Consider the following 690-nt stretch of genomic DNA (forward strand, 5'->3'; position numbering starts at 1 on the left):
CGTCGTCCGGACCCCGGTCCTCGTCGAGGCGGTGGGGATCGCTCCGGTCCGCGTCGAAGACGGCCTGCGCGTCCTCCTGGTGGCTGAAGTGGGTGCAGTCGAGATCCTGTGCGTGTGCGGGGCCGGCCGACGGCACTGTCGCGATGATCGCGAAGAGCGCGCCTGCGGCACCGGTGCGACGGCGCATGGAGCGCCTCCTTTCCGGCCACGGATGGCTCGCCCCTCGACGCTAGGCGCCCGGTACCGCGGCGGCGCGCAGCACTAGGCCGTTCAGGTAATCGATCACACGCACCCGATCGGGCGTTGACACCGGGTGCCAGGGCTTCTAGCGTCACGTCTGCTGAAGGTACTAAGCGGTCGCTCATCGGATGGGCGTACCGCGAGAGCCGCATCCCAAGGGCGAGGAGAAGCAGCAATGTCCACCACTGAGCAGCGGGTCGCGGTCGTCACCGGCGCCGCGCGCGGTATCGGCGCCGCCACCGCCGTACGACTGGCGGCCGAGGGCCGGGCCGTCGCCGTGATCGACCTCGACGAGGCCGCCTGCAAGGACACCGTGGAGAAGATCACCGCGGCCGGCGGCAAGGCCCTCGCGGTCGGCTGCGACGTCTCCGACGAGGCACAGGTCGAGGCGGCCGTCGCGCGGATCGCCGAGGAGCTGGGCGCGCCGACCATCCTCGTCAACAACGCGGG

The 690-nt window shown here is 71.4% G+C and carries 1 protein-coding gene and 1 pseudogene; one reads left to right on the plus strand and one right to left on the minus strand.

Going from position 1 to position 690, the window contains the following annotated elements:
• A pseudogene (locus tag CCN42_RS39045) lies at window positions 1–187 on the minus strand (excalibur calcium-binding protein); the annotation flags it as partial.
• Between the two features lie 228 nt (window positions 188–415).
• On the opposite strand from CCN42_RS39045, the gene CCN42_RS39050 reads away from it, so the two are divergent.
• On the plus strand, window positions 416–690 hold a 275-nt coding region (locus tag CCN42_RS39050), incomplete at its 3' end, for an SDR family NAD(P)-dependent oxidoreductase (protein WP_143662194.1).

This window comes from Streptomyces glaucescens (assembly GCF_002154375.1).
In the GTDB taxonomy this organism is placed as follows: domain Bacteria; phylum Actinomycetota; class Actinomycetes; order Streptomycetales; family Streptomycetaceae; genus Streptomyces; species Streptomyces glaucescens.